The following is a 254-nucleotide window of genomic DNA, read 5'->3' on the forward strand; positions in this document are numbered from 1 at the left end:
CATCGCCCCCGCGTCGATGCCCTCCTCCCGCAAAAGAGCAGATGTTCCCACAGCGACCCGTCTTCCGTCGATAACACCCGTCACGCCCTTTCCAGTCACAGAGGCAAACTCCTTCACCTCTGCCAAGGCAACCCCGCATTCTTCTGCTCCTGCGACGATGGCTGCGGCCAAAGGATGCTCGCTTGCTCGCTCCAGGCTCGCCACCATCTGCAGCAGGTCGTTTTCGTTTACGCCGTCGGCGACGACAATCTGGG

Annotated in this window: 1 pseudogene; it reads right to left on the bottom strand. The window is 61.4% G+C overall.

From position 1 onward, the window contains the following. A pseudogene (locus JAO29_RS23255) lies at positions 1-254 on the bottom strand (copper-transporting ATPase); the annotation flags it as partial.

Source organism: Edaphobacter sp. HDX4 (genome assembly GCF_036877565.1).
Classification (GTDB): domain Bacteria; phylum Acidobacteriota; class Terriglobia; order Terriglobales; family Acidobacteriaceae; genus Edaphobacter.